The sequence below is a fragment of the Methanohalophilus sp. DAL1 genome (genome assembly GCF_001683555.1).
GTDB classification, from domain to species: Archaea; Halobacteriota; Methanosarcinia; order Methanosarcinales; family Methanosarcinaceae; genus Methanohalophilus; species Methanohalophilus euhalobius.
In genome coordinates this window covers 1-20,578 of record NZ_MAFX01000022.1, presented here as the reverse complement: position 1 = coordinate 20,578, position 20,578 = coordinate 1, and the positions used below count along the sequence as shown (strand labels likewise).

General features: G+C 44.4%; 16 protein-coding genes, 1 tRNA gene and 1 pseudogene. 13 read left to right on the top strand and 5 right to left on the bottom strand.

The genetic code is table 11. The annotated features are described in order from the left end of the window. The first annotated feature begins 3 nt into the window (after positions 1–3). From A9957_RS05425 to A9957_RS05410, 4 genes are all read left to right on the top strand, one after another. Positions 4–1,017 carry a transcription initiation factor IIB gene (locus A9957_RS05425; protein ID WP_072359502.1) on the top strand — a complete coding sequence of 338 codons (1,014 nt, stop codon included), beginning with the start codon at positions 4–6 and terminating at the stop codon, positions 1,015–1,017. A gap of 49 nt (positions 1,018–1,066) precedes the next feature. Beyond that, on the top strand, positions 1,067–1,678 hold the full coding sequence (locus tag A9957_RS05420; protein ID WP_096712286.1) for a LysE family transporter: 612 nt from the start codon (positions 1,067–1,069) through the stop codon (positions 1,676–1,678). Between the two features lie 4 nt (positions 1,679–1,682). Further along, entirely contained in the window at positions 1,683–2,678 is a 996-nt protein-coding gene (locus A9957_RS05415; protein WP_096712263.1) for a class I SAM-dependent methyltransferase family protein, read from the top strand. A gap of 62 nt (positions 2,679–2,740) precedes the next feature. Then, positions 2,741–2,812 (top strand) — tRNA-Thr (locus A9957_RS05410). A 250-nt stretch (positions 2,813–3,062) separates the two neighbouring features. Here the strand turns inward: A9957_RS05410 and A9957_RS05405 are convergent. After that, positions 3,063–4,139, bottom strand: a complete 1,077-nt coding sequence (locus A9957_RS05405; protein ID WP_096712264.1) for a uroporphyrinogen decarboxylase family protein — start codon at positions 4,137–4,139, stop codon at positions 3,063–3,065. 42 nt (positions 4,140–4,181) lie between these two features. After that, positions 4,182–4,343, bottom strand: a pseudogene (locus A9957_RS05400) (IS4/IS5 family transposase); the annotation flags it as partial. Positions 4,344–4,567: 224 nt separating this feature from the next. On the opposite strand from A9957_RS05400, the gene A9957_RS05395 reads away from it, so the two are divergent. The 9 genes from A9957_RS05395 to A9957_RS05355 all read left to right on the top strand — a co-directional run bounded on the left by A9957_RS05395 (position 4,568) and on the right by A9957_RS05355 (position 17,579). Then, entirely contained in the window at positions 4,568–4,759 is a 192-nt protein-coding gene (locus A9957_RS05395; RefSeq protein ID WP_279387841.1) for a uroporphyrinogen decarboxylase family protein, read from the top strand. A 103-nt stretch (positions 4,760–4,862) separates the two neighbouring features. Continuing rightward, complete coding sequence (locus tag A9957_RS05390) at positions 4,863–5,708, top strand: DMT family transporter (protein WP_096712265.1); 846 nt, start codon at positions 4,863–4,865, stop codon at positions 5,706–5,708. A gap of 93 nt (positions 5,709–5,801) precedes the next feature. Next, the gene (locus A9957_RS05385; protein ID WP_096712266.1) at positions 5,802–6,176 is read left to right on the top strand and encodes a PH domain-containing protein; all 375 of its coding nucleotides are present in this window, start codon (positions 5,802–5,804) and stop codon (positions 6,174–6,176) included. 209 nt (positions 6,177–6,385) lie between these two features. After that, entirely contained in the window at positions 6,386–7,918 is a 1,533-nt protein-coding gene (locus A9957_RS05380) for a class I SAM-dependent DNA methyltransferase (protein WP_292343456.1), read from the top strand. Further along, positions 7,908–9,050: a restriction endonuclease subunit S gene (locus A9957_RS05375; RefSeq protein ID WP_105460632.1), complete on the top strand. Its 1,143-nt coding sequence runs from the start codon at positions 7,908–7,910 to the stop codon at positions 9,048–9,050. Before A9957_RS05380 ends, A9957_RS05375 begins: the two co-directional genes overlap by 11 nt. Continuing rightward, complete coding sequence (locus tag A9957_RS05370) at positions 9,047–12,586, top strand: hypothetical protein (RefSeq protein WP_105460631.1); 3,540 nt, start codon at positions 9,047–9,049, stop codon at positions 12,584–12,586. The genes A9957_RS05375 and A9957_RS05370 overlap by 4 nt, the downstream gene beginning before the upstream one ends. Positions 12,587–12,694: 108 nt before the next feature. Further along, on the top strand, positions 12,695–13,993 hold the full coding sequence (locus A9957_RS05365; RefSeq protein ID WP_292343454.1) for a Fic family protein: 1,299 nt from the start codon (positions 12,695–12,697) through the stop codon (positions 13,991–13,993). Positions 13,994–14,069: 76 nt separating this feature from the next. After that, entirely contained in the window at positions 14,070–14,249 is a 180-nt protein-coding gene (locus A9957_RS05360) for a type II toxin-antitoxin system HicB family antitoxin (RefSeq protein ID WP_096712271.1), read from the top strand. 177 nt (positions 14,250–14,426) lie between these two features. Then, complete coding sequence (locus tag A9957_RS05355; protein ID WP_292343453.1) at positions 14,427–17,579, top strand: type I restriction endonuclease subunit R; 3,153 nt, start codon at positions 14,427–14,429, stop codon at positions 17,577–17,579. A gap of 28 nt (positions 17,580–17,607) precedes the next feature. Here A9957_RS05355 and A9957_RS05350 read toward each other — a convergent pair whose 3' ends face one another. The 3 genes from A9957_RS05350 to A9957_RS05340 all read right to left on the bottom strand — a co-directional run. Beyond that, complete coding sequence (locus A9957_RS05350; protein WP_128754409.1) at positions 17,608–17,862, bottom strand: hypothetical protein; 255 nt, start codon at positions 17,860–17,862, stop codon at positions 17,608–17,610. 278 nt (positions 17,863–18,140) lie between these two features. After that, positions 18,141–19,790 carry a DUF2070 family protein gene (locus A9957_RS05345; RefSeq protein WP_096712273.1) on the bottom strand — a complete coding sequence of 550 codons (1,650 nt, stop codon included), beginning with the start codon at positions 19,788–19,790 and terminating at the stop codon, positions 18,141–18,143. Positions 19,791–20,396: 606 nt separating this feature from the next. Beyond that, on the bottom strand, positions 20,397–20,578 hold a 182-nt coding region (locus tag A9957_RS05340), incomplete at its 5' end, for a heavy metal-binding domain-containing protein (RefSeq protein ID WP_292343450.1).

Sequence of the window (20,578 nt, the reverse complement as noted above, 5' to 3'; positions counted from 1 at the left end):
TACATGGTAGAAGTTGAAAGGGTAAGGTATTCAGACACTTCCGAACGAGAAAAAATGCGTGCTATGATAAAAGCACGTCGGGAGAAGGAAAAGAATACTGATGTAGAGAATAAGGCACTGGAGTGCCCTGAGTGTGGTAGCCGCAATCTTGAACAGGATTACGAACGTGCAGAGCTTGTATGTGCGGATTGTGGTTTAGTAGTCGATGCTGATTTTGTAGATGAGGGACCTGAGTGGCGGGCTTTTGACCATGACCAGAGGATGAAGCGCTCCCGTGTGGGTGCGCCGATGACCTACACGATACATGATAAGGGTCTCTCCACAATGATCGATTGGAGGAACCGTGATTCTTATGGAAAGTCCATATCATCCAAGAATCGTGCCCAACTGTATCGTTTGAGAAAATGGCAGAGGCGTATCCGTGTAAGCAATGCAACTGAACGAAACCTGGCATTTGCTCTTTCAGAACTTGACAGGATGGCCTCAGCCCTTGGTCTCCCCAGGACGGTTCGTGAAACAGCAGCTGTTGTTTACAGAAAAGCGGTTGACAAGAACCTGATTCGTGGTCGCAGTATTGAAGGTGTTGCCGCAGCTGCTCTGTATGCGGCATGCAGGCAGTGCAGTGTTCCAAGGACACTGGATGAGATAGGAGAAGTATCCAGGGTCAGCAGGAAAGAAATTGGTAGGACATACCGTTTCATTTCAAGGGAATTGTCCCTCAAACTAATGCCTACTTCCCCGATAGATTATGTGCCCAGGTTCTGTTCGGGCCTAAGCCTGAAAGGCGAGGTACAATCCCGCGGTGTAGAAATCCTGAGGCAGGCATCGGAGAAAGAATTAACAAGCGGACGTGGGCCTACAGGTGTTGCTGCTGCGGCTATTTATATTGCCTCTATCCTGTGTGGGGAACGCCGCACACAGCGTGAGGTTGCAGACGTGGCAGGTGTGACAGAGGTTACTATCCGTAACCGCTACAAGGAACTTGCAGAGGAACTCGATATCGAGATTATCCTCTGATTTTGAAGGATACCTTTTAATATCCTTCAACTTCTTTTCTTCCCTATCCATGCTTGCAATACTGGACATGCTGCTTGTGGGATTCGCAGTAGGTCTTACAGGAGCGCTTGTGCCAGGCCCGATGCTTTTTGCCACCATTGAAGGGTCTTTGAAAAAAGGATGGAGGGCAGGGCCTGAAGTTGTCCTTGGCCATGCTTTGATTGAACTTTTAATTTGTATTCTTATTGTGCTGGGCCTTACATCGCTTATAGGGGATGCGGAAATGTCCGTTATATCCTTTGTAGGGGGTATGGTTCTTGTTGTATTTGGTTTACTTACGATAATACAGTCCCGGAATACATCTATTGATTCAGGGTTATCTGGTGGAGTTCTGGCAAACCCTGTTTCTGCAGGTCTACTAACTTCAGCTTCCAATCCTTATTTCTGGGTATGGTGGCTGGCTGCAGGAAGTGCACTTGTGCTCAAGGGGTTGGAGATAGGTATATTTGCTGCTGTGATGTTTGTAGTCGGACACTGGATGGCTGACCTTGGATGGTTTACCTTTGTTTCCACATCTCTTAGCAAGACGAGAAGTTTCTTTTCGGGAACTGTATATAGGAGTGTCCTTGCATGTTGCGGCCTTTTCTTGATGGGATTTGGTACCTGGTTTGCCCTGGGGTGATTTGATGGAACGTTTGTGTGTAAAAGTGAAAAAACGGTTTGGTGAGCCTGTCAGGCAGGCACTGGCGGAGATGGATTTACTGGATAATTCATACAGGCTGTCTGCGGATGATGACTGTCTGTATGTGCCTGTTATGGACGAGTGTCCGGAAGATGTCTGTTCAAATCTTCCCCACGTGGCAGAACTGGTCAAACATGACCTGCAACCCAATAAGAAACAGATCACTCCCGAAAATTTACTTGGTTTTTCTCCCTCTTTTGAAATAGTGGGGGATATTGCAATTCTTGACGGCGATGAAGAGGAACCTGAAAAGGTTGCCCAGGCCCTTCTGGAATTTCGAAAGAGTCTGCGTGTGGTTTTACAGGAAAAAGCAGGGATCACAGGAGAATTTCGGGTACGCAGTTTCAGACTGGTTGCAGGAGAAGACAGGACCGAGACGGTTCACCGGGATCATGGATACAGGTATCTGGTGGATGTCGCGAAGGTTTATTTCACTCCCAGGCTTTCCACAGAAAGACAACGGGTGGTTTTGCAGTTGAAATCGGATGATGTAGTTGTGGATATGTTTGCAGGGGTGGGTCCATACAGTATCCCGGCGGCCAAAAAATGTGGTTATGTGTATGCAATTGATAAAAATCCGCACGCAGTTGAGTACCTGCAAAAAAACATCGAACTCAACCGCCTGGATAATGTTGAAGCCTTTGTGGCAGACGCCCGTGACCTTCCGCAGAGGCTGGGTCAGGTAGCAGATCATGTGATCATGAACCTGCCCCATAATGCCTGTGATTTTGTCAATGAGGCCGTGGCCCTGACCAAACCCGGAGGTATAATCCATTATTATGCAATGGCGCATGAGGATGCCCTTTTTGGTCCCTCTCTTTGCCTGATCGAGGAGGCTGCAAAAAAAGCAGACAGGGAATTTGAAGTACTGGAAACCCGCTCGGTCCGTTCGTATGCCCCGCATCAGTACAATATATGTATCGATGTGCGGATTGATTGATATGCAGGCAAAATAGCGAAATGGTTAAATCCTAATATCCGTATCTGGATACGCCTCGGTGTGCCGTCGTGGCTTAGTGGTATAGCGGCTGATTCGTAATCAGCAGGCCGGGGGTTCGAATCCCCCCGACGGCTTATTATCCCGAGGTAAAAATCCCTTAGTTTTAGAATTGATTTTTATTCTATAGATTCAGAACAATAGTTTTGTAAACCTGTCAGAAACAGAATATGGCACTCCTGCAATTGTTGAAGGGACTCAAATTGTGGTGGAAAACAGGTTAATGGAGAAAAAGAGGGTCAAAATTTACAGATATTTTGGAAAATTAACGTTCACCGAAATACTCGTTAATTAGAACTGTCGTCTGTAGTAATTTTCGACAGAGGTTTAGCTGTATTTCCCATACATATCAGCTGCATCTATCATTGCCATTAATTTTTTGGGAGGAGCATCTACTGGGAACTCACAACCTGGTGCCAGCATATAACCAGACGGTGAGTTCATTCCTTCAGCTATGTTTTCCCTGCAAATTTCCAGCAGGTCTTCATAAGACTCTGTGAGGAACAAGGAAGGTTGAATATTACCACAAATTACATCATAATCCCCAAAGGCTTTTACCTGATCCTTTACCGGTGTTTCAGGACCAAATAACCAGACATATTTCCCGGACCAACCAAGTTCTTCCCGCATTTTGACATAATAAGGAATGTTTTTATTTTGATCAGAACACGGATGCATAAGCACAGATTTTACTCCAATATCTTTCATATGCGTATGAATCCGTTTCATATACGGATAGGCAAATTCTCCAAACATATCTGGTGATATCATTGTATTGGATTCAGATGGCCCACCGTCAAAGGGAAGCAAATTTTCCGCGCCATACTTGTCCGCAAAAAAATCTAACGCATTGATGAACATCTCTGTTACTTTTCCGAGTAATTCGTGTGTAGCCTCGGGTTCCATCACTGTCCAAATTATAAATTCAGATGTGTCTGCAACTACTGATGCAGTGGTAAACACACTTCCGAGCTGTATTGAAACCGGCATACCGAGTTCGGCACTTCTGGCAGCTACCTTATCTGCTTCCTTATATGCACCGGGAAGTTCATCCTTAAAATCGGGTACAGTTAATTTTTCAATATCCTCTATATCTTTTACGGGATGTTCGACTACAAAGGGTGCTCCCTGTCCCTTGCCATAAGGAAAACCAATTTTTCCCCCAAATTCCCAGGCACCGCACGAAGCATAACCATACATAGGAGTTGCCTCATAGCCATGCAGCCTCATCGAAGTAAATTGCGCATCGAAACATTTGTCTCCGTCAGCATAAAAATCCCCAAGGGATACCCCCGTAATTTTTGAAGTATATCCCAAAGCGAAGGGATTTACAGGAACACGATCGGGTTTCTCCCCGGCCATTACAGATGCCATACGCTCTGCTGATGTCATTTTCTTTTCCATATCTATTCCCCCTATAATTCTATTAAATGTATATTTGCAAACCTATAAGAGTATTTCTATTGAAGGCTCTGTAGAAATCCCCCTTTGAATAATTACTGAAGTAGAGATGGACCTATTTATATTATGAATTAATAACTTGAACTTGACCTCTTTGACCTGATTTCTGTATAATGTTGACCCGGGTACTTCACCATATTTCATTTTCTGTAATCTGATATATTCTGACAAGAATCTTCAGTTTGATTTTTTGAGCATATACATTTTCTTCTTTTTAACGTATGCGTCCGAACAAATCACTGAAAATCTTCATTCTGCTTCCCCTTCATCTCATAATCTTGCCTAAATCTTCCCCATAACCTGGCAAATTTGAAATTAACACAATTCCAACCAAATATACCTCACAAAATCGGTTCTAAAAAGCGTATAATATCAATCCGCCATTGTTCCTGAACAGTACATACGAGGAAGTTCTGGAACTCTGCAAGGAAAATATTGAAGAAGGTATTGATACGTCGGGTGGCTATATATTGGCTCCGGGTTGTGAATTCCCGTTGGATGCTCCACCTATAAAGGTTATGGCAATGATGGATGCCGCCGAAATGTATGGAAGTTACATATAATTTTTCCTTCTTTTTCTTATTTGATTTTGTAGCATTCTTAATAAGACCTTTATACTTGTCGGCGTTATTGTTTAGGATACACTATTAACTGTGGAGCAAACAAATGATTCCTGCTGAATTCCTAGTCGTGTTTTTTGGGCTTATTTCTGCCGCTTCCTGGGGAGCCGGTGACTTTAGCGGAGGATTTGCTTCAAAGAAGGCAAATGTCTATGCTGTGGTCCTGATTACCCAGGCAGTTGGCGTGTTTCTCCTTGCAGGTTCTGCATACTTACTCGGAGAGACGTTTCCGCCGTTTGATGGTATCATATGGGGAGTACTTGCAGGCATTTTCATCAGTATTGCTCTGCTGTCCCTTTACAAAGGCCTCTCCCTTGGTAAAATGGGCTTTGTTGCCCCTGTGTCAGCGGTTGTGGCTGCGGGTGTGCCGGTAATATATGCTACTATTTTTGAGGGTTTGCCGCAAGTCCATAAACTGCTGGGTTTTGTGGTTGCCCTGATTGCTGTATGGCTGATAGCCGCAGACAGTGACGGAATCAAAGTGCAGAAAAAAGACCTGTATCTGCCTCTTACAGCAGGTTTGGGTTTTGGTCTTTTTTTTATTATAATAGATCTTGTAAGTGAAACGGCGGTTTTGTGGCCCCTTACTGCTGCCAGAATTGCGGCTGTGGGGGTCTTGCTTGTGTTCATCGCCCTGTCCGGCCCGGTAGAGATGCCCGGGCGCAGTGTTTTGCCTGTAATCCTTGTGGCAGGAATTTTTGATACCGGGGGAAATGCCTTCTATGCTCTTGCTTCCCAGACCGGCAGGCTGGATATTGCATCAATCACCTCTTCCCTCTATCCTGCAGGCACAGTACTTTTGGCCTGGTTCATACTGAAGGAAAAACTTGCTCAGAAACAATGGATAGGAGTAGCAACTGCCCTGGTGGCTATTGTGCTGATTTCGATCTGACGGCAGGGTCCTGTGAACTTATTAGATAAGTTTATATCTGTATTAGTATATTTGCTATTACTGTTTATTAATAAAGAATGGAGTAGTGATCATATGGGATTTTCGGGTATTTTTGGTAATGCAGGTGTTGTTGAACCTGAGAAATTGGAATCGGATTATGGACAACTTATGTGTGACGGGGAAACAATAGAGATTGGTTTTGTTGTTATCCGGGATACGTTTATTTTCACAAATAAACGGTTAATTATTGTGGATGTTCAGGGCATGACGGGCAAGAAAAGAAGTTATCTGTCCATTCCCTATAGCAAAATCACAAAATACAGTATTGAGACATCAGGTCATTTCGATCTGGATGCAGAACTTAAGATATGGGTTGGCAGTGATCCCCAGCCAATTGAAAAGACCTTCAACAAGAAGGTGGACATATACGAGTTGCAGAAAGTACTGTCCACGCATGTGCTTGGCTGATTTTATCGGATTATGCTTTTTTATTTAGCAAGGCGGGCGATATGTTTGCCCGCTGGATTTTTCTTATTTTTTTTGGGGGATTTCCCTGTGTCTATTTATCGATGAAACAGGAGTTTAACTGTTTGTTGTTTTTGCAATAACTAATGCAATAAAATTATATGCATTGTATTATTTCCTCTATGTATTATCACAATTAATGAGAGATCACAATGGTCAGGGAATCAACGGGTGAGAATATCAATTTTGAGGAAAAGTTGTGGCAGACTGCAGATAAACTCCGGAATAATATGGATGCTGCGGAGTATAAGCATGTCGTGCTGGGTTTGATTTTCCTGAAGTATATTTCCGATGCTTTTGAGGAGAAGTACACTGAACTCAAAGAGGACGAATGGGCCGATCCCGAGGATCAGGATGAGTACCTGGCCGAGAATATTTTCTGGGTGCCGCCGGAAGCCCGCTGGGAGTACCTGCAGAACAATGCCAAGAGACCGATTATCGGCAGGCTTGTTGATGACGCGATGGCTGCGATTGAGAGGGATAATTCCACCCTGAAAGGTGTGCTGCCGAAGAATTATGCCCGGGAGGCCCTGGATAAGCAGCGACTCGGGGAGTTGATCGACCTGATCGGTACGATAGGATTGGGAGATCGGGAAAACCGCAGCAGGGATGTGCTGGGCAGGGTTTACGAGTATTTCCTGGGCAGGTTTGCGGATGCAGAGGGCAAGCGTGGCGGCCAGTTCTATACCCCGCGCAGTATTGTGAGGGTGCTGACCGAGATGATCGAGCCTTACCACGGCAGGGTGTACGATCCGTGCTGTGGTTCGGGCGGGATGTTTGTGCAGAGCGAGAAGTTCATTGAGGCCCACGGTGGCAGGGTTGATGATATAGCGGTGTACGGGCAGGAATCCAACCAGACGACCTGGCGGTTGTGCAAGATGAACCTGGCCATCAGGGGCATAGATGGTAATATCCAGTGGGGTGATTCCTTCCATGATGACCGCCACAGGGACCTGAAGGCGGATTTTATCCTGTCCAATCCGCCGTTTAATGATTCAGACTGGAAGGGCGACCAGCTGGCCGATGACAGCAGGTGGCAGTTTGGCAGGCCGCCGAAGGGGAATGCGAATTTTGCCTGGGTGCAGCACTACATCCACCACCTCTCCCCCACAGGCATTGCGGGTTTTGTGCTGGCCAACGGTTCTATGTCCTCAAATACCGCAGGCGAGGGAAAGATTCGCAAAAGTATCGTGGAGGCGGACCTGGTGGATTGCATGATAGCCCTGCCGGGCCAGTTGTTCTACAATACGGGCATCCCGGCCTGCCTGTGGTTTGTGACCCGCGACAAGCAGAATAACAAGTTCAGGGACCGCCGGGGCGAGGTGCTGTTCATCGATGCCCGGGAGATGGGTTACTTGCGGGACCGCACCCACCGGGAACTCACGGACGGTGAGATTAAGCAAATCGCCGACACCTACCATGCCTGGCGCGGTGAGGATGTCGGATTTACGTATAAGGATGTCCCGGGCTTCTGCAAGTCCGCAAATCTCGAGGAGATCGCAAAGCACGACCACATCCTGACCCCGGGCCGTTATGTGGGCTTTGCCGAGGAGGAAGAGGACGATGAGCCCTTCGAGGAGAAGATGGAGCGGCTGACGACTCAATTGGCGGAGCAGTTCAGGGAGTCCCGGGAGCTGGAAGAGCGGATTAAGGAGAATTTGAAGGGGATTGGGTATGACATCTGAATGGAAGGAATTTTGTTGGGGAGATATTGCAACATTGGAATATGGAAAATCCCTGCGAAATTATAAAAAATCAACCGGACAATATCCCGTTTTTGGTACAAATGGACAAATAGGAACTTGTGATAAACCCTTAGTAGATGATGAAGGCGTAATTATAGGGAGAAAAGGAGCATATAGAGAGGTTCATTTTTCAAAAGACCCTTTTTTTGTAATTGATACTGCTTTTTACTTAAAATTGAACGATCCAACCTGTGTAGATATTAGCTTTGCATATTATCAATTATTAAATTTAGATATAAACTCATTAGATAGCGGATCTGCGATCCCCTCTACATCAAGAGAAGATTTCTATTCTTTGCCAGTGAAACTTCCTCCAATTGAAGAACAACATAGGATAGTAGAAATACTGAAATCCCTCGACGACAAAATCGAACTCAACCGCCGGATGAATGTCACCCTCGAGCAGATCGCACAGGCCATCTTCAAGCAGTGGTTCATCGATTTCGAATTTCCGGATGAGAACGGGCAGCCCTACAAATCCAGCGGCGGTGAGATGGTGGAGTCGGGGCTGGGGGAGATTCCGCGAGGATGGGAAGTAAAGGCTATTGGGGATATTCTTGAATTAGCTTATGGAAAATCATTGCCAAAAAAGAAACGAATTTCGGGCCCTTATCCAGTTTACGGTTCAGGTGGAATAAGTGGTTATCACAACAAGCCTTTATTAAATGGACCTGGAATTATAGTAGGTAGAAAGGGAACTATTGGTTCGGTTTTTTGGGTTGAAAAAGATTTTTATCCTATTGATACTGTTTTTTTTGTGAAACTGAAATCACAAATTCCTTTATACTGGGTTTTTATGAATCTCCAGAGAATGAATTTTGCTAAATTGAGCTCTGATTCCGGCGTTCCGGGTGTCAATAGGAACGTGATACATTTTCAAAAGTGGGTTATTCCTCAAAAAACAGTATTGGATCAATTTAATTCAATTATCTTATCAATACTTATTATTATACATAAAAACAAGAAAGAAGAAGCAAATCTTTCTCATATCCGTGATACTCTTCTCCCCAAACTAATGTCAGGAAAAATAAGAATATCTGAAAAATTAAAGCTAGAAAAGGGATTGATATGAACAGTAAGAATCTCAGCAATTCATTTTCAACAGGTGGAGGAGGTGCTCATTTTGAGGCCCATGTTCAGTCTTCGTTTGTTGTACTGATGCTTTCCGGCGGATATGCTCCATGTTTGCCTTGCTGGCCCATTGTAGAGATAAAGCTACAGGGAAAAGTTGACGGATTTGATACCGATGATCTTGTTGTTTTTGTTGAGGAGAAAGGTACAGAAAATAGACGAAAATTGCTATGCCAGGTAAAACATTCAATTGCAATCACTAAAGGTAAGAGTAACTCTCAATTATCAGAAGTTATCCAAGCAGCATGGGATGATTTTAATAATCCAGATATTTTTACCAGAGGTAAAGACAATATCGCACTTATTACTGGTCCGTTGAATAGAACGGATTTTCACAATGCTCAATGGTTGTTGGATCAGGCGAGACATACCAAGAACGCAGATGAATTCTACAGAAATGTTAAACAAGCCAAATTCAGCCCTTCCAAAAGTGAGGAAAAATTGGAAGTATTCCAGTACCACCTAAAAGCTGCTAACAATGGTTCTGACGTTTCAAGTGACGAACTTTATGCATTTCTCAATCATTTTCATCTGCTAGGATATGATTTGGGGAAAGAAGTTGGCGTCGTTCTTTCACTTCTGCACTCTCATATTTCACAGTTCAACCAGCAATATCCGCACTGGATCTGGTCACGGGTTGTTGATGTTGTTCAAACATGGAATCAGGATGCAGGGACAATTTCTCCTGAAAACTTACCTGAAGAGTTAATAGAAGCTTTCAAACAACCCACCTTTATTCATATTCCAACAGAATTAACGAAAAGCGAGTCCGAAACAGACTGGAACCAGAATCAGCACGCTGCATATCTTGCATTGGCAAATTTGGTCGGTGCATGGAATGAGAAAAACGAATCAGATGTTTCAGTCATAAACAAAGTAACCACTGAAGATGATTCAAATTGGATTCCAAAAGCCAGGGATATACTTCAGTTGCCTGACAGTCCTCTATCTCTTCGAAATGGAATTTGGAAAATGACAAAACGTGCAAATTTGTGGGATGCACTGGGTTCACGTATATTCGATCAGAATCTGGATGACTTCAAAGAATCCGCCGTCTTCGTACTGACTGAACGCCACCCATATTTTGAACTACCCCTTGAAGAGCGCTACATGGCAAGTATTCATAGAAAAAAGCTGACCCATTCGACAGCCCTGAGAAAAGGTATGGCTAATGGATTAGCCATACTCGGTAACCGCTCTGATGCATTAATCAACTGTTCTCAGGGAAAAGCAGAGACAACCGCTGTTCTAACCATTCGTGAAATCTTAGAAGATGCAGACTGGGTTTTGTGGGGTAGCTTAAACGACTTACTTCCGGTTTTAGCGGAGGCTGCTCCAAACGAGTTTCTGAAGACCGTGGAAAAAGCATTACATTTATCGCCATGTCCGTTTGACGAGCTTTTTTATCAGGAAGGAAGCGGTATCGGTGGGAGTAATTATCTAACCGGCCTGCTTTGGGCACTGGAAGGCCTCGCATGGGATGAGGAATACTTGGTACGGGTTTGTGTTATACTTGGTGAACTTGCCAGCCATGACCCGGGTGGCACATGGGCAAACCGACCGATTAATTCCCTGTCAACAATCTTATTACCCTGGCTCCCTCAAACATTAGCCTCAATTGAAAAACGCAAAGCTGCTGTTCGAACACTTTTCAAGGAATGGCCGGAAATCGCTTGGAAACTGATCCTCAGCCTATTACCCAATCAGCATCAAGTGTCATCGGGTTCCTACAAACCGTCGTGGCGAAATACCATACCTGAAGATTGTGAAAAGAGTGTTACTCGTCAGGAATATTATGAGCAGGTATTGTTTTATGCTGAACTTGCTGTTTCAATGGCAAATCATGAGACAGTCAAACTCAGTGAACTTGTTGATCATTTCGGTAACTTGCCCAAGCCATCATTTGATAAATTGATTGAAGTCTTGTCGTCGGATGATATTTCAGGGCTGCCTGAAGATGAGAGACTACCGATTTGGGATAAGCTTACTGAATTTACCTCCATCCACCGGAAATTTGCTGATGCAAAATGGGCTCTGGACGCCGAGTCACTATCTTCCATCGAGGAAGTTTCTGACAAACTGGCTCCATCAAACCCTTTGAACCTCTATCAACACTTATTTTCCCGCCGTGCCTTTGATCTCTACGAAGAGAATGGTAATTGGGAGGAACAACAAAAGAAACTTGATGAATATCGTCAAGAAGCTGTAGAGGATATCTTTAATGGAGGAGGCACCGATTCGGTCATTCAATTTGCCGGCGCTGTCGAATCACCTGATCAGGTTGGATGTTCTCTTGGAATTATCTCAGGTACAGAGATTGATTCGGTTTTGTTACCGGAATGTTTTGATTCGGAAGATCAGCAGCATTTGTCTTTCATTGCCGGGTATGTTGGGTGCCGTCACTATGTCAATGGTTGGACGTGGGCTGATGATTTAGACAAGTCAGACTGGACTACCGTACAGCTTGGGCAGTTTCTCAGCTACCTTCCGTTTACTAGAGAAACATGGGATCGTGCAGCTGAGTGGTTGGGAGATGTAGAGGGTGATTTTTGGTTAATAACCAGTGCAAATCCCTATCAACAGAAAGATAATGAGCTTGGTATTGCCATTGACAAACTGATTGAACATGGAAGACCCTATGCCGCTATCAGATGCCTTTATAGAATGCACCACGAAAAACATCCAATCGATGTATCCCAATGTGTAAGTGCATTGCTTGCGGCTGTATCTTCCTCAGAAACACCAAATATGATGGATCAATATCAAATAGTAGAACTTATCAAGTATCTTCAGCAGAATCCCGAGGTTTTGAAGGACGGCCTTTTCCAAGTTGAATGGGCCTATTTGCAGGTATTACAATATCATCGTGATGCTTCACCAATACTGCTGGAACGACGTCTTGCCAGTGATCCTGAATTTTTCTGTGAAATTATTCAATTGATTTATCGACCAGACAATAGTGAAGGTACTACAAGTGAGTTATCTGAGGAGAAGAAAGCACTTGCAACTAACGCGTTGTACCTTCTTCATGACTGGCGCACACTACCTGGAATGCAGAGAGATAGTAGTTTCGATGGTGAAAAGTTCTCAAACTGGCTCCAGAGGGTGAAGGAGATGTGCATGGAATCAGGGCATTTGGATATTGCCCTGATCTACGTTGGAGGGGTGCTGATCCATTCTCCCCCTGACGCAAATGGGCTCTGGATTAACCATACAATAGCAGAAGCATTGAATGAATCTGATGCAGAATCTATGAGAAATGGATTTAGTGTCGAACTATATAATTCACGAGGCGCGCATGTTGTTGACCCAACAGGAAAACCAGAGCGAGAGCTCGCAGAAAAATATCGTAAACAGGCCGAAGCTGTAGAGAATGCGGGCTACCAGAGGTTGGCAGTTACTTTGAGAGAACTAGCTGATAGTTACGACAAAGAGGCCACACGCAATAAGGAATGGCGTGAGACAGAAGAGAATTGATTTTCTTTTACTTTTCACTTCAAAAACTACCAATTCCTACCACATTGGTAGTAATCTATTTATTCCAATAAATACCAGAAACTACCAGAAACTAACGGATTGGTAGTTATGAAGGTTCCGCAGAAGGCCCCGGATATGTGGGCGGTGATTGAGAAGTATCCTGATGCGTATTCGCTGTTTGTTGATCCCGGGATACAGGAACTTGTTACAAAATATAACCGGGATTACCTGCACTGGGAGGAGCTGCGCCGCAGGAAACTGCCCGTGGAGGCGGAAAAACTGTGGGCTGTAATCAAAAGCAGCAGGTCGATGCAGGCACGACATATCGAATTCGGGGAATGGGCCTTCCAGTACGTGCAATCCAATGAAACCCTGCGCAGGCTGCACCTGCTGGACACCCCGGGAGCCGGTAATCTGGAAGGCAGGCCGGGCGGGGACAGTGCTGCGGATCGCAGGCGCTACATTGTCAACTCCCTCATGGAAGAGGCCATCGCCTCCAGCCAGCTGGAGGGGGCAGCCACCACCCGGGAAGCCGCCAAGCAGATGCTGCGGCAAAAGCGCCGGCCTCGGGATTACTCCGAGAAGATGATCGTCAACGGCTATCGCACTATCCGCAGGATCGCCGACATGAAAAGCAGGACCATTGACGTGGACACCCTGCTTGAAATTCACAGGGAGATTACCCGGGATACCATGGAAAACCCGGCGGATGAGGGGAAATTCCGGGACAACAACGACATAGTGGTAGCCAATCCGCAGGACAGTAGTAAAATCTACCACACCCCGCCGGACTACCGGGAAATCCCGGCACACATGCAGGAATTCTGTGAATTTGCCAGCAGCGATGAAGACGAATTCATCCATCCCCTAATCAAAGGGATCATGCTGCACTTCCTCATCGGCTACATCCATCCCTTCATCGACGGCAACGGAAGGTGTGCGCGTTCCATCTTCTACTGGTACATGCTCAGCCGGGGCTACTGGCTCTTTGAATACATGCCCATCTCCCGGATATTGCTTCACTCCAAAACGAAATACGCCCGCGCCTACCTTTACACCGAAACCGATGACAATGACCTGACCTATTTCATAAACTACAACCTCTCGGCAATCGAAAGAGCCCTGGAAGACCTCGAGGAGTATATCGTTCGCAAAAAGGAGGAGCAGGCCACAGCCATGCAGCTGATTGAAACCGCTGAAAACTTAAATCTCCGGCAGGCCGACATCCTCAAAACCCTGCTTGAAGAATCCGACAGGCTGTTCTCCATCGCCGAAATAATGGGTAAATACAATGTTGCCTACGACACCGCAAGACGTGATATGCAATATCTCTCGGAACTGGGGTATATTGAGCAAATAAAGGTACGCAACAAATTGATGTACAGATATTCAGGTGTAACAGGGTGAACTAAATCTCGATGCCTTACCTCCAGTCAAATCAATACAATCAAATTTAATATACCAGAAACACGGATGATTAACTATGGAATATACAGTTGTTCTTGAGGTCGCAGAAGAGGATGGGTACACGGCACGCTGTCTGGAAATCCCATCGGCTATAAGTGAAGGTGACACAAAGGCAGAAGCCCTGGAGAATATCCGGGAAGCCATCGAACTGGTGCTTGAAGTGTCTCCTCAGGCAGTCCAATGTTGCAATGGATAAATTTTGTAATTTTTAAGCAATACATCAATTCCTGAAATTACCAAAAACCACCAATTTCTACCGGATTGGTAGTTTTTATCATCTTCTCCGGGCATCTCTTGCTATAAATTAATAAAATATATCTAATAGTAAAACAACATATTCTGCAATATCCTAATAAGTTATGGGAAGTAATTCATGCCGGCCATAATCTCCGAATCCGAAATAGAGGAAGCAGCCCTGGATATTCTTGTAAATGATCTGGGTTATGGATACCGGTACGGTCCTGATATTGCTCCAGGGATGCCTGATCAGGAGCGGGCAGGTTTTTCTGATGTGGTTCTTGAGAAGCGTTTGCAGGATGCCATCGCAACCCTCAATCCCGATATCCCTGTGCAGGCCCGGGTGGAAGCGCTGAAAAAGGTTATCCGGGAAGAAAGTCAGGACTTGGTGCACAGCAACCGCAGTTTCCATAACATGCTTGTCAACGGTGTGGATGTGGAATACAAAAAGGATAGCGGGCAAACCACCTATGATAAAGTCTGGCTTTTTGATTTTGAAAATTTCGATAACAACGATTTTCTGGCTGTAAACCAGTTCACAGTGGTAGAGGACAGGCATGAACGCCGTCCGGATGTAATTCTCTTTGTAAATGGGCTGCCTCTTGTTGTAATCGAATTAAAGAAACCCGACAACATGGAGAATTTTGAAGACAACGACCTTCTGGATAATGCCTACAACCAGTTACAGACCTACAAAAAAGAAATCCCTTCCCTGTTCCGCTACAATGCCATACTTGCAATCAGCGATGGGCAGGATGCCCGTGCGGGAACCCTTACATCAAGCAGGGAATGGTTCCTCTCCTGGAAGACCCTGGACGGAGAGAAAATTGCCGAATTCCTGGTGCCACCCATGGAAGTCCTCCTGAAAGGCATGTGTGAGCCGAAAATTCTTCTTGATCTTACATGCAACTTCATTGTATTTGAGGAAAATCACGGTCCTATCAGCAAAAAACTGGCCCGTTATCATCAGTACCATGCGGTCAATAAAGCCGTGGAAAAAACCAAGATTGCCGTCTCTGCTGAAGGAGACCGCCGATGTGGGGTTGTATGGCATACTCAGGGTTCCGGGAAAAGCCTGTCAATGGTTTTCTATTCGGGCAAAATTGTACAGTATCTTAACAATCCTACCGTCGTGGTAATAACAGACCGCAATGATCTGGACGGCCAGCTCTTTGAGAATTTTGCACGATGTCATGAGCTTTTACGCCAGACGCCGGTACAGGCAGAAAACCGCAATCATTTAAGGCAACTATTGTCAGTGGCCTCAGGCGGCATAATATTCACCACCATACAAAAATTCCTTCCCGGGGAGGATGAAGATCGCTTTCCGGTGCTTTCGGAAAGGAGCAATATTGTTGTAATTGCAGACGAGGCTCACAGGAGTCAATATGGTTTTGATGCAAAGATTACCCGGAAATACGATGGTGCACAGATACATTACGGTTTTGCAAAACACATGAGGGATGCTCTCCCTGAAGCCTCCTTCATCGGTTTTACAGGGACTCCTGTAGAACTGGAAGACCGCAACACTCCTGCAGTTTTCGGGGATTACATTGATATCTATGATATCGAGCAGGCTGTAAGGGACAATGTAACCGTCCCGATTTATTATGAAAGCCGCCTTTCCAAACTGGAGATCTCAAACGAAGTAAAGGAAACCCTGGATTCGGACTTTTATGGGATAACCGAAGGCCGGGAAGATTATGAAACTGAAGAATTGAAAAGTCGCTGGTCACGGCTTGAGGCGGTTGTCGGAAGTAAAGACAATCTCAGCAAACTTGCCGGCGACATAATAGATCATTTTGAAAATCGTCTTGAAGTACTTGAGGGCAAAGGTATGATTGTCTGTATGAGCAGGCGCATGTGTGCAGACCTCTACGCCGAAATCACAAAGCTTCGCCCTGACTGGCACGACGATAACGATCTTAAAGGTAATATCAAGGTGATAATCACAGGCAGTGCCACAGACGAGTCCCGGCTTCAGCCCCATATTCGCAGCAAGACCCAGAGGCTTAAGGTCAGAGACAGGATGCAGGACCCTGAAGATCCTCTTAAGATTGTCATTGTATGCGACATGTGGCTCACAGGTTTTGATGCTCCTGCCCTTCATACCATGTATTTTATAAAATGGCTTACCGGTCACAACCTCATGCAGGCAATAGCCCGTGTCAACCGGGTTTTCGGTGATAAGCCCGGCGGCCTGATTGTCGATTATGTAGGTATACTCTATGATCTCAAAAAAGCCATGAATAACTATACGGAAAACGGCGGTCGGGGTGATCCTGCCAGTTTTAAGGAAGAAGCTATTGCATTAATGCGTGAAAAATATGAAATTGTAAAGGATATGTTTCATGGTTTTGATTATCAACGTATATTCTCCGCCTCGCCCCGGGAGAAACTTTTAATTGTACGGCAGGGTGCGGATTTCATTCTATCCAAAGGCAATACTGATAAGGCAATGGATGATGAAAAGAAACGCTACATTAAACATGTGGCCGAACTTTCCAAAGCTTTAGCTCTCTCCAAACCTCATGAAGAAGTGGATAAAATCAATGAAGAGGTAGGTTATTTTCAGGCCGTACGATCTATTCTGGTCAAGATTGACCGAAGTTCTGCAAAATCAAATCGGGAAGTAAATTCGGCAATCAAGAATCTTGTTTCCCGGTCGATTGTAACTGATGAAATAATAGATATCTTTGATGCAGCCGGGCTCAAAAAACCGGATATATCCCTCCTGTCTGAAGATTTCCTCGATGAAGTGCGTTCACTTCCCCAGAAAAACCTTGCCTATGAGGTCCTGAAAAAATTACTCAATGATGAAATCAAAACCCGGACAAGGAAAAACCGTATCCAGAGTAAATCTTTTGCAGAGATGCTTGAAAAATCGGTTAACAAATATAAGAATCGCAGTATAGATAATGTGCGTATCATTGAGGAGCTCATTGAACTGGCCCGTAAAATGCGGGAGGCAGATCTGCGCGGGGAAGATCTCGGTCTCACAGATGAAGAACTTGCTTTTTATGATGCCCTTGCAGCAAATGAGAGTGCTGTTGATGTGCTTGGCGATGATACCTTAAGGCTTATGGCTGAAGAACTCGTGCGCCTGATCCGCCAAAATGCCACAATTGACTGGACCCTGCGCAAAAACGTGCAGGCTAAAATGCGGGTAAGCATAAAGCGACTGCTCAAAAGATATGGTTATCCTCCGGACAAACAAAAAATAGCAACCCGAAATATCCTGGAGCAGGCAGAGATAGTATGCAGGGATGCGGCAGTTTCTGCCGACTGAATTGTAAATAAAGCATAAAAAAAAGAGTTCAGGCCGATTGCTGAACTCTATCGAACTTTTCCTGCATCTCCTGGGCAGGTTCACGGTCCATTCTTGTTCTCAAGAGGATCACAATGCTGGAAGGGATAAATCTCTGAACGATCTCATAAAGGTCAAAAATCCCTCCGGACAACTGTTTCCACAGGATCACCATGACACCGCCTTTCCTCCGAGGACTGCATTTCTTGTCACCTTCCTGGAGAACAGGGAAAAAATGATAGCCGGCCCAAAAGCAGCCAACCACTCATATCCAATGCCTGGGAAGTTAGAGCTGTTACCCATTTGTTCAATCTCCTGCCGCCAAGAACATAGTCAGACAGCTTTTCGGTTCTTTTATAGCGATAAAACCGATTGTCAACATAAAAAGGAGATATAAGGAAATTATGGCTGCAATGCTCTGACTTGCGGCTGTCATTTCTATGAATAGTATCTCCTGTGGAAACTATTATCAATAAACATTCTAAATATTAGTTATTAATGTTCTGTTATATACAAATCTCTCCTACAAGAATATTTTAGTTTTCACAGGATCCACAATATCAATGCTATGTATAGCAAGAACAGGGCAAGAGGGATAATGCGTGCAAGTATGTTGATGCTGTAGGCCAACCCCATGTAATCATCCTTGAGCAATTTCATAGGTTCGGCCCTTTTACTGGTAAAACCAGCACTAGCTTTTGATACAATTTGTCCGGCCCTTTCGATAACCTCTTTCAGGCTTTCCGGGTCTACATGCCTATCAGCTATCATGTTATGGATGCTGCTATGGGTGTCGGTGGTAAACATGATGATTTCATCAAACTCGTTCTCATGTTGGCGGGCAATATTCATCATCTCATGGGAGATGCCGTTTCCCTCAGTCCCGAAAATCAGGACTTTCTGATCGGCAACCTCTTCGATAAGGGCAAATTTGGGTGTGTCTGGGACCTCGGTGGCAAAACCTGCCCTATAATCGTAGAGTTCACACTTGTCCAGTTCGTCGAGAAAATCTTTTAAGCAATTTCTGAAATGCTCGGCTTCCACCGTGCCATACATGAGCTGGTCTTTTGGTTCCTTGTTGCGTTCATGGTTGTGGAGATCTATTATCACCACTTTGTTGAGGTCCAGGATTTCTGTAAATACAGGTATCTCGTAATCTCCATATTCTTCAGCTTCCATGTAGACTATTTTCTGGTCCCCCCATTTCCTTCCGTAAAATATCAATTTCCCGTAATCCTTCTTCAGCAGTTTAGAGGCCTGGCCAACTGTTTCAGGCCTTTCGAATGCTTCTATTATCTTGTCAATGTCATGGGGATTTGCAGGATCGGATTTATGGGTGGATGGAACATGCAGGAAAAACCCTTCACTGTTATTATTCAGGTGATTTATTATGTCTGTGGATGCCCTGCCTCCGCCGAATCCTTCGAGTGGGCCGGGATGTATCCAGGGGATTGCAATAATGGATTCTCCATTTTCATTTTTCAACAGTAGGGTCTGTACATCTGGTTTTACAAAATATCCCAGATCCAGAATTTCCTGTTTTTTATGCATCATTCCGGAGAACAATTTAATAGCTGAAACATTCACGTTGGTACTTATCAGATATTCTGCAAGTAAAAAAACCAGCAGGATTGCTATACCTGTCAGGAAGAAAACGCCTAATTTTTCCACGTAAGTCACATAAGTTATATCTTGTTCCCGGCCCAGAAAAATGTGATAGGTGGCAATTATCATAAGTGGATGTGCCAGGCTTAATATAGTGATTCTTTTAATATTTTTGTACCCCAGCGTTGATATCAATACGATCATGCTGATCAGGAATACCGTAATAACCGCAAGCCAGAATATGTTCCAGCTGCTTGCAATTCCTGTTGGCTCGGCGGCACTCAGGATCATGCCATATATAAACAGGATAAATTCGCTAAATAGAGCTATGAAGTAACTCCATTTGCGGGGGTACTCCTCAAATGACAAATGGTAAATCTCACCCGCAATAAGTGTCGGGATTACGAAAACCATCAATATTGTCTCTATAATATAATGAACACTCAATTCCAGCGGGGATACTGATGATAGGAAAAAATTAACAAGTACTCCATAAAGGCAACCTGATACTATTACAGTGGCAATCACCGTTTTCATCGGTGGGATGCTGAATATCACTTTCTTGAATACATCGATATTGTCAGCCATTGATTTCAGTTAGTTAATATTGCATGCCCTTTATATATATTTTGATTTCCTTCTATTTAGTTATGGCATAAGTTTATTTTGTTTCTGCAATGGAATGTTCTTGTATCTCATATTTCCTGAATAATTTTAATTTAATATTTTGTTTATATTATAAGTCTTGTTATATTTTTCCTTTTACTTTGAACTATCATTATATATATGGGTACAATATATATTATATAATAAAAACATTTATATTTGTAGGATTTTTATAATTATTTGATGTCAGACAGGTATTTGGGAGGTGAGGTGGCAGGTCCCTGCATTGCTAAATTTGCCTGATACATTTTCCAGAGGTACAGTCGCAGAATACTGATTCTTAGAATATGATACAAACCACTCGGAGTGCGAAACACACGATAATAAGTTGCTTCCTACAGATTTCCGGAATTGCCTGTCGGCCCGTTTTCCCTGTCCATACCCCCTCTTTCCTGCCTCTTCATGAAACTCCTTATTCACCTCCCGTCCCCCCGGACTGGTTTTAGCGTGGTTTGAATTATTAAGCCTTTATACCCTTGCAGGGTAAAATCAATTTTTCTTTTTTGATCAGATTCATGGTATCTGCCATCAAGTACAATTGTTATTCTGCTTTGAGTAATCTTTAAGTTCCCCTCCGACTACATTCTTCAGAGTTGTCCCTATATCGCTACCAATATGTCTCGATTGTACCGTATTTCCCATCACGATACCAAGAATTTTTTGTTGTTTTCCATCAACGGTTTCAGTAGTAGTGGTTATCAAGATAGGCT

Excerpts from the sequence above, each read along its gene's own strand:
- A9957_RS05425 (WP_072359502.1), top strand. The coding sequence starts at position 4 with ATGGTAGAAGTTGAAAGGGTAAGGTATTCAGACACTTCCGAACGAGAA.
- A9957_RS05420 (WP_096712286.1), top strand. The coding sequence starts at position 1,067 with ATGCTTGCAATACTGGACATGCTGCTTGTGGGATTCGCAGTAGGTCTT.
- A9957_RS05415 (WP_096712263.1), top strand. The coding sequence starts at position 1,683 with ATGGAACGTTTGTGTGTAAAAGTGAAAAAACGGTTTGGTGAGCCTGTC.
- A9957_RS05405 (WP_096712264.1), bottom strand. The coding sequence starts at position 4,139 with ATGGAAAAGAAAATGACATCAGCAGAGCGTATGGCATCTGTAATGGCC.
- A9957_RS05390 (WP_096712265.1), top strand. The coding sequence starts at position 4,863 with ATGATTCCTGCTGAATTCCTAGTCGTGTTTTTTGGGCTTATTTCTGCC.
- A9957_RS05385 (WP_096712266.1), top strand. The coding sequence starts at position 5,802 with ATGGGATTTTCGGGTATTTTTGGTAATGCAGGTGTTGTTGAACCTGAG.
- A9957_RS05380 (WP_292343456.1), top strand. The coding sequence starts at position 6,386 with ATGGTCAGGGAATCAACGGGTGAGAATATCAATTTTGAGGAAAAGTTG.
- A9957_RS05375 (WP_105460632.1), top strand. The coding sequence starts at position 7,908 with ATGACATCTGAATGGAAGGAATTTTGTTGGGGAGATATTGCAACATTG.
- A9957_RS05370 (WP_105460631.1), top strand. The coding sequence starts at position 9,047 with ATGAACAGTAAGAATCTCAGCAATTCATTTTCAACAGGTGGAGGAGGT.
- A9957_RS05365 (WP_292343454.1), top strand. The coding sequence starts at position 12,695 with ATGAAGGTTCCGCAGAAGGCCCCGGATATGTGGGCGGTGATTGAGAAG.
- A9957_RS05360 (WP_096712271.1), top strand. The coding sequence starts at position 14,070 with ATGGAATATACAGTTGTTCTTGAGGTCGCAGAAGAGGATGGGTACACG.
- A9957_RS05355 (WP_292343453.1), top strand. The coding sequence starts at position 14,427 with ATGCCGGCCATAATCTCCGAATCCGAAATAGAGGAAGCAGCCCTGGAT.
- A9957_RS05345 (WP_096712273.1), bottom strand. The coding sequence starts at position 19,790 with ATGGCTGACAATATCGATGTATTCAAGAAAGTGATATTCAGCATCCCA.